Origin of the sequence: Brevundimonas sp. KM4 (assembly GCF_000964075.1) — a bacterium.
GTDB lineage: Bacteria > Pseudomonadota > Alphaproteobacteria > Caulobacterales > Caulobacteraceae > Brevundimonas > Brevundimonas huaxiensis.
Window position 1 is genome coordinate 242,798 of sequence record NZ_JZRG01000018.1, and the last position, 6,824, is coordinate 249,621.

Consider the following 6,824-nt stretch of genomic DNA (forward strand, 5'->3'; position numbering starts at 1 on the left):
GGCTTGTCTCCGCACAAGGAGACAGACCATGCCCGCCAAATCCGCCGCTCAGCAAAAGGCCGCCGGCGCCGCCCTGTCAGCCAAACGTGGAGATACGCCGAAGTCAAAGCTGAAGGGCGCGTCCAAGTCCATGGTCGAGTCCATGACGGAAAAGCAGCTGGAAGACCTGGCGGAGACCAAGCGCAAAGGCAAACCCGAGCACGTGCAGGACTGAGACACAGTCGATTTATCTGACCGCCTGTCCGTTCTGTAAGTGGCGATCCGCGCGCCGACCGCCTAGATGGGCGCAATCTCCAGCCGAGCGCCCCGTCTGATGCCCGCCCAACCGCCTCCTAACGACGACCTGCGGCGGTTCTCCGACGTTCTTGAAGACCTCGGCCACGCCCCAGAACCCAAGCTGACCATGGCCGAACTGGTCGCGTCGTTCGGCGAGCGCGGCTTCGGGGCCATGATCCTGATCCTGTCGCTACTGGCGCTCCTGCCCTGGCCGCCGGGCGGCAAGGCGGTCTTCGCCGTACCGATCATCCTGATGTCTCTTGAACTGGCCTTCCAGAGGCAGAGCGTGTGGCTGCCGCGCTGGATGTTGAAGGCCTCAGTTTCCCGCGCCGCCTACACGTCCTTGATCGCCACGCCGTTTGCAGCCCCGGCCTGGCTACGCCGCTGGGTGCTGTCGGCCAAGGTGAGGATCGCCGGGCGCCGCTACATCTTTTCCGACGGCGTGAGGCGCGCCGTTCGCAGACGCCCGAATGGCCTGAGCGTCCTGAAGATGGTCCGCGCCATCGAACGCTTGACCCGCCCACGCCTGCCGCTGCTGACCGGCGATGTCGCCGACACCTTCACCGGCCTAGTCTGCGTCGTGCTGGCCCTGATCATGGCCTTGCCCATTCCGTTTGGAGACGCCCTGCCCGGTATCGCTCTGGTTCTGTTCGCCCTGGGCATGATGCAGCGCGACGGGGTCGCCATCCTGCTCGGCGTCGTCGCCACCGCAGCCAGCGCCCTCTATCTGTTCCTGATCTGGGCGACGGTGGTCGAGGTGGCCCAGCACTTGACCGGTTGGTTCGCCAAGCTGCTGCACTGACGGCGACAAAAAGGGCCGCTGGGTTTCCCCGACGACCCTTCATTGCCTGACCGCGAACGGTCCGGCCGCAACTCAGTCTGAAAGGCTCAGACCAGACCCTCTCCGAGGGCCAGGGTCGCGGTCGCCGCTCGCGATTGATGACAATGAGACACTGGATCACCTCCTTTCGACTGTTGAACAGGGAGGTGAAACATAAGACGGCCCAACGCCTTGCGCCAATGGGCTTCGCGCTTTCGTGAATGCGTGCCGGCCTACTGCGTCGGCGACGCTCCGCCGGACAGGCCCTGCATGATCATGCGATTGATATCGATCAGATCCTGAAAGCTCTCTTCGCCCCGCATGATCGCCGAGGAATGGCGGTTGATGAACAGGCTCAGGGATATGATCTGCGCGCGCATCGGTGCGCCCAAGGCGTTGCCGGAATCGCTGCACTCGCCGGCCAGCGTCGACCAGAGGCGCCGGTTCCAGTCCAGCGCGTCGATACGGGTGGCGATGTCGGACTCGTCGACGGTTGAGGCGTGAACCAGAGCGCGCGTGACCTGACCGAACAGACGGTACTCCAGGTCGCGCGGGCTCTCAGCCCTCGCTGTCGCCGCTGTGTAGGCCTGAAGCGACATTCAGCACTCTCTCTTCATACTCGACAATCTTACGCGCCGACATCAGGGCCTTGTAGTATTCGCGCGCCAGCACATGACGCGACGCCGAGACGCATTCGGCCAGGATATCCGGGTTCTGCGTCGCGCCCATGAATTCGGTGATCCGCAGCGCCAGTTCGTCAAAGAATTTCGACGCCGAACTCTCGTCCAGATACATCATCATGATCGGGAAATAGATGCGGCGTGCGGGCGTGGTGACGTCCTCGGCCTGCATGATGTCCTTCTCGCGCAGGACGCTGGCGCGGTTTTGGAGGATCAGCACGCCGCGACGATCGCCGTTCTGGACCACTGCGCCATTCAAAACGAACTTCTCGCCGGGTTTCAGCGACAGCTTCAAGGCCATTGAGGACCGTACTCCAGTCATGGTCGAGCCGGTCGCGCACGACAGCTCCGAGTGAATCGGACCCTACCCCGGCATCGGTTAACCATCCCTTGTGAGATCGATCCGCTGGAACGCGTATCGTCGCCGTTGCGTTGGCTTGTCGAAGAGGAGACGACCATGCCGGACAACGACTACCAGGACGATCAGGAACAGTCTGAGACGTTCGACGAAACCCATCTGGACGACGAGGGCGACGGCGAATTCCTACTGGATGAAGCCGACCAGGTGCTGGACGTGACCCAGGCCGATGGCGACGCCGACGACGAGGATTTCGACGAGGACGCCGAGATCGATCTCGACGACCAGTTGGCCCTCGACGGCATCGAACGTGAAGCCGACGCTTTGTTGGGCGTGGATGGTGAAAACCGCGATCAGATCGACGCCGAAGGCGGCCCTGCGTCAGCACCGGATGAAGTCGAGCTCGTCTATTCCGGCCTGATGGAAAACGAACGGGGCGCACAGGCCAGCGCCGCGCACTGGGAGGCCAAACGGCTCTCGGACGACGACATCACGGACCTGGGATACGGCCCGGACGGCGATCAAGACGCTCCGGCGCGATAAGGAGACAATGACATGACCGACGACAAAGCCCGTCACGACGCCTCGACCGACGCTCCGCACGCCAAGCGGACGACCTCGCAGGACGGCGTGCCGGACCAGCTCGACAAGATCGACAAGTCCGAAAGCCGCCAGGAGGCGCTGGTGGATGAGGGTCTGGAAGAAACCTTCCCCGCCAGCGATCCGGTGTCGGCCAAGCGCATCACCTGATCGCTGTTCACGACGCGGACGATCCGCTAACCCACTCCGTGGAAATACGGAGTGGGTTTTTCTATGAGCCGTTTCGAAGGCACGGACCGTTATATCGCCACGAGCGACCTCAAGGTCGCGGTGAACGCCGCGGTCGCATTGGAGCGCCCCTTGCTGATCAAGGGCGAGCCCGGCACAGGCAAGACGGTCCTGGCCTATGAGATCGCCAAGGCCTTCGACGCGCCGCTGATCACCTGGCACGTCAAATCCACGACCAAGGCCCATAACGGACTTTATGAATATGACGCCGTCAGCCGACTGCGCGACAGCCAGTTGGGCGAGGAGCGCGTCCATGACGTGCGCAACTATCTGAAGAAGGGCAAGCTGTGGGAGGCCTTTACCGCCCCTGCCCGCCCCGTCCTGCTGATCGACGAGATCGACAAGGCCGACATCGAGTTCCCGAACGACCTGCTTCAGGAACTGGATCGGATGGAATTCTATGTCCAGGAAACGGACGAGACGATCCGCGCCGAAGTGCGTCCCATCGTCATCATCACCTCCAACAATGAAAAAGAGTTGCCCGACGCCTTCCTGCGGCGCTGCTTCTTCCACTTCATTCGCTTCCCCGACGCCGAGACGCTGTCGGCCATCGTCGACGTGCACTTCCCCGGCATCAAACCGCGCCTGGTTTCCGAGGCGTTGAAGACCTTCTACGAAATCCGCGACACGCCGGGCCTGAAGAAAGAGCCGTCCACCTCGGAGCTTCTGGATTGGCTGAAGCTGCTGCTGGTCGAGGATATCGATGCCGAGACCCTGCGCGAGAAGACGCCGAACAAGCTGATCCCGCCGCTGCACGGCGCGCTGCTGAAGAACGAGCAGGACGTGCATCTGTTCGAACGCCTGGCGTTTCTGAATCGCCGCGAAGGCTCGCGCCCCGGCGGCTGACCCGGTGATTACCGCGATTTCACTGGATCACGCGGCCGCAGCGGGCAGAATGGAGGTCAAGAGAGGTTCGACCATGCGTCATATCCTGCTTTATCTAGCCCTCAGCGCCAGCCTTGCCGCCTGCGACGGCGACAACTCGGTCCGCATCACCACCACCTCCTCCAGCGACGATCAGGGCGCGGGCGTATTGAAGGTGATCGACGCCCTGCAATGCCCCGACAGTCTTGGCGTCCTGACGCGAAAGGGCCTGGCGGCGGCGGGCGGCGCGAACTGCGTCTATGGCGGCCCCAAGGGCGCCGACGTCGTGCTGCATCTGGTCAAGCTGGATGGTCGCTCGGTCGATGACGTGCTGCGGGACTTCGAAGCGCGCGCCAGCGCCGATCTGCCCCATACGGTCGCGCGCCTTGCTCCCGGGGCCGGAGATGCGCCGCCGCCGCCAGCGATCGAGGCAGGCGATACGACTTCCGTCCAGGCGCCTGGGGTCGACATCAAGACGCGCGGCGAGGACGCCTCGGTACGCCTGCCCGGCCTGAAGATCGAGACCCAGGGCGATAACGCCAGCGTCCGCATCGGCGGCATCAATATCCAGTCCAAGGACGGACAAAACGTCCGCACCGAAACCTCGACGGTCAGCGTGGACGCCAACGATAACTCCACCCGTGTGCGCACCCGCGCGCCGGGCGCGGCGACGCGCATGACCTACATCCTGGCTGACGATCAGCCCGGCGATGCGGGCTGGCGACAGGTCGGCTTCGAGGCGCGCGGCCCCAGCGGCGGTCCGATCGTCATCGCCGTGGTCAGGTCCAAGGATCGCCGAAACGACGGCATTTTCGATGACGCCAAGGAACTGGTTACGCTGAACGTCGGACGCTGACGCGGCGATTTCCTGCGCCGTCTGGTCCCTCCCGCTTGATCCCGGCGTATCTTTGCGTCACCTGACCAGCCGACAAGCGATCAGGACACGCGATTTGGCCGAGCGCCCCACCAAGAAGAACGCCCCCCGCGCCTGGCAGCGCATGCTGTCCGGTCGTCGCCTGGATCTGCTGGACCCGTCGCCGTTCGACATCGAGATCGAGGACATCGCCCACGGCCTGGCGCGCGTCGCCCGCTGGAACGGTCAGACCATCGGCGAACACGCGTTTTCCGTCGCCCAGCATTCGTGCGTGGTTGAAGAAATCGCCGCCCACATAAAGCCCGGCCTGGATCCGAAATGGCGTCTGGCCGCCCTGTTGCATGACGCGTCGGAATACGTCATCGGCGACATGATCTCGCCGTTCAAGGCGGCGCTCGGGGCCGGTTACAAGGACTTCGAGGCCAAGCTGGAAGCCGCGATCCACCTGCGCTACGGCCTGCCGCCCAAGACGCCGCAAACGATCAAGACGCTGATCAAGAAGGCCGACAAGGCCTGCGCCTTCTTCGAGGCGACGCAGTTGGCGGGTTTCACCGAAAAGGAATCGCTGGGCTTCTTCGGCAGTCCGCCCGAGGGCTATAGTCTGACGATCGAGCCCCAACCCGCGCCGGTCGCCCAGGCCCGCTATCTTGAACGCTATCGCGTCCTGGCGGGCGCCGTCGGCCTGATCCCCGCCGACGACGCCTGAAACACGGAATAGCGCAATGACCCAGGGGGCGGAGGACGGCGTTCGCATCGGTCTGTCGGCGGTCGTGATGACCCTGAAAGATCGGCAGGCCGTCGTCCTGACCACCCCGAGCGAGGACGGTTCGCGCGCCCTGCCCTTCGGGCCGTTCGATCCCGTGCGCGACCGCACCTTCGAACGCGCCCTGCGGGACTTCGTGACCGCCCAGACCGGGTTTCGGCTCGGCTTCGTCGAACAGCTCTACACTTTTGGCGACGCGGGCCGCGCCTCGCCGCGCGCCACCCCCGGTCCTGGCCGTCAAAGAGAGGTCTCCGTCGGCTATCTGGCCCTGACGCCAGACGCGGCGGAAGGCCAGACACACGACGCCCGATGGGACGCCGTGTTCGAATTCTTTCCTTGGGAAGACCGGCGCGGCGGTCACGACGCGCGAATCACAGAAGGCTTGCACGCCTGGGCCGATGGCGACGAGCACCGGCTGGCCCGCGCCCGCGCCCTGTTCGCCCTGACGCCCGATCATCGCTGGAACGAGGAGCGGGTCCTGGAGCGCTATGAACTGCTCTACGAGGCGCGTCTGGTCGCCGAGGCTTGGCGCGACGCCGACCAGTCGCCCAAACAGTCCATGCCGGGCCGCATCATGTCGTCCGATCACCGGCGCATCCTGGCGACCGCGCTCGGCCGGCTGCGCAGCAAGCTGAAATACCGCCCGGTCCTGTTCGATCTGACGCCTGGCGTCTTCACCCTGTCCCAACTTCAGGCGGGCGCCGAGGCCGTGTCGGGTCTCAGCTTGCACAAGCAGAATTTCCGGCGCGGCGTGGAGCGAACAGGCTTGGTCGAACCCATCGGACAGCTGTCTTCCACCACGGGCGGCCGACCCGCCGAACTGTTTCGTTTCAAGGGCGTGGACGCCCAGACCGGCGCCGCGCCGGGCCTGTCTTTGCCCGCGCAAAGATAGCGTCGGATTTCTTTCACAGACGGGTTGCGAAGCGCTGCGGCTCCGACTAGAGAAGCCCCTCGCTCGACCAAGCGATATCGGCGCCGCGGAGAGGTGGCAGAGTGGTCGAATGTACCGCACTCGAAATGCGGCGTGCCTGGAAGGGTACCGTGGGTTCGAATCCCACCCTCTCCGCCATTTCCGATTGAATTATTTATATAATTTACCCCGATAGGGCTTCCGGCCCACATCCCTCCCCTCAAAAGATGAGGCGGGTCTGTGCTGTCAGTCTGACCCCCGGTTGGTGCTGGCGCGGAGGTGCTGGCAGTCTAACGGGGGTGCTGTCAGTCTAACGCTAACTTGTCTCCACTCAGGCAGCCTTAAGGCCTGATCGGAGATCGCATTTCGTGAAGCCACTATCCTTCAAACGCCACCGCTACCCTGCCGACGTGATCCGCCATGCCGTCTGTGATCCTCCCTCGGTTTGGTG

10 protein-coding genes and 1 tRNA gene are annotated in these 6,824 nt (G+C 64.1%); 9 read left to right on the plus strand and 2 right to left on the minus strand.

Annotated features, from left to right (window positions below; translation table 11 throughout):
- The first annotated feature begins 28 nt into the window (after positions 1-28).
- Together VH88_RS11260 and VH88_RS11265 are read left to right on the plus strand one after the other, a co-directional pair.
- Positions 29-214, plus strand: a complete 186-nt coding sequence (locus VH88_RS11260) for a DUF3008 family protein (RefSeq protein ID WP_039247297.1) — start codon at positions 29-31, stop codon at positions 212-214.
- A 99-nt stretch (positions 215-313) separates the two neighbouring features.
- A complete protein-coding gene (locus VH88_RS11265; RefSeq protein WP_197071062.1) occupies positions 314-1,078 on the plus strand; it encodes an exopolysaccharide biosynthesis protein in 765 nt (254 codons plus the stop codon).
- A 251-nt stretch (positions 1,079-1,329) separates the two neighbouring features.
- On the opposite strand, the gene flaF is transcribed toward VH88_RS11265, so the two are convergent.
- Together flaF and flbT are read right to left on the minus strand one after the other, a co-directional pair.
- Entirely contained in the window at positions 1,330-1,695 is a 366-nt protein-coding gene (gene flaF / locus VH88_RS11270) for a flagellar biosynthesis regulator FlaF (RefSeq protein ID WP_045811315.1), read from the minus strand.
- A complete protein-coding gene (gene flbT / locus VH88_RS11275; protein WP_045811316.1) occupies positions 1,655-2,077 on the minus strand; it encodes a flagellar biosynthesis repressor FlbT in 423 nt (140 codons plus the stop codon). The genes flaF and flbT overlap by 41 nt, the downstream gene beginning before the upstream one ends.
- Positions 2,078-2,233: 156 nt before the next feature.
- On the opposite strand from flbT, the gene VH88_RS11280 reads away from it, so the two are divergent.
- The 7 genes from VH88_RS11280 (at position 2,234) to VH88_RS11310 (ending at position 6,532) form a co-directional block, all read left to right on the plus strand.
- Positions 2,234-2,677 (plus strand): hypothetical protein, encoded by a 444-nt coding sequence (locus VH88_RS11280; protein ID WP_045811348.1) that lies wholly within the window; start codon positions 2,234-2,236, stop codon positions 2,675-2,677.
- A 12-nt stretch (positions 2,678-2,689) separates the two neighbouring features.
- Positions 2,690-2,884 (plus strand): hypothetical protein, encoded by a 195-nt coding sequence (locus VH88_RS11285; protein WP_045811317.1) that lies wholly within the window; start codon positions 2,690-2,692, stop codon positions 2,882-2,884.
- Positions 2,885-2,947: 63 nt separating this feature from the next.
- Positions 2,948-3,808 carry a MoxR family ATPase gene (locus VH88_RS11290; RefSeq protein WP_045811318.1) on the plus strand — a complete coding sequence of 287 codons (861 nt, stop codon included), beginning with the start codon at positions 2,948-2,950 and terminating at the stop codon, positions 3,806-3,808.
- Between the two features lie 73 nt (positions 3,809-3,881).
- Positions 3,882-4,682 (plus strand): hypothetical protein, encoded by an 801-nt coding sequence (locus VH88_RS11295; protein ID WP_045811349.1) that lies wholly within the window; start codon positions 3,882-3,884, stop codon positions 4,680-4,682.
- A 142-nt stretch (positions 4,683-4,824) separates the two neighbouring features.
- Positions 4,825-5,406 carry a YfbR-like 5'-deoxynucleotidase gene (locus VH88_RS11300; RefSeq protein ID WP_045811350.1) on the plus strand — a complete coding sequence of 194 codons (582 nt, stop codon included), beginning with the start codon at positions 4,825-4,827 and terminating at the stop codon, positions 5,404-5,406.
- Positions 5,407-5,422: 16 nt separating this feature from the next.
- Complete coding sequence (locus tag VH88_RS11305) at positions 5,423-6,355, plus strand: NAD regulator (protein ID WP_045811319.1); 933 nt, start codon at positions 5,423-5,425, stop codon at positions 6,353-6,355.
- Positions 6,356-6,442: 87 nt separating this feature from the next.
- A tRNA-Ser gene (locus tag VH88_RS11310) sits at positions 6,443-6,532 on the plus strand.
- The last annotated feature ends 292 nt before the right edge of the window (positions 6,533-6,824 follow it).

Bases quoted from the DNA above. Each gene is read 5' to 3' on its own strand.
- VH88_RS11260 (WP_039247297.1), top strand. From the start codon at position 29: ATGCCCGCCAAATCCGCCGCTCAGCAAAAGGCCGCCGGCGCCGCCCTG.
- VH88_RS11265 (WP_197071062.1), top strand. From the start codon at position 314: ATGCCCGCCCAACCGCCTCCTAACGACGACCTGCGGCGGTTCTCCGAC.
- flaF (WP_045811315.1), bottom strand. From the start codon at position 1,695: ATGTCGCTTCAGGCCTACACAGCGGCGACAGCGAGGGCTGAGAGCCCG.
- flbT (WP_045811316.1), bottom strand. From the start codon at position 2,077: ATGGCCTTGAAGCTGTCGCTGAAACCCGGCGAGAAGTTCGTTTTGAAT.
- VH88_RS11280 (WP_045811348.1), top strand. From the start codon at position 2,234: ATGCCGGACAACGACTACCAGGACGATCAGGAACAGTCTGAGACGTTC.
- VH88_RS11285 (WP_045811317.1), top strand. From the start codon at position 2,690: ATGACCGACGACAAAGCCCGTCACGACGCCTCGACCGACGCTCCGCAC.
- VH88_RS11290 (WP_045811318.1), top strand. From the start codon at position 2,948: ATGAGCCGTTTCGAAGGCACGGACCGTTATATCGCCACGAGCGACCTC.
- VH88_RS11295 (WP_045811349.1), top strand. From the start codon at position 3,882: ATGCGTCATATCCTGCTTTATCTAGCCCTCAGCGCCAGCCTTGCCGCC.
- VH88_RS11300 (WP_045811350.1), top strand. From the start codon at position 4,825: ATGCTGTCCGGTCGTCGCCTGGATCTGCTGGACCCGTCGCCGTTCGAC.
- VH88_RS11305 (WP_045811319.1), top strand. From the start codon at position 5,423: ATGACCCAGGGGGCGGAGGACGGCGTTCGCATCGGTCTGTCGGCGGTC.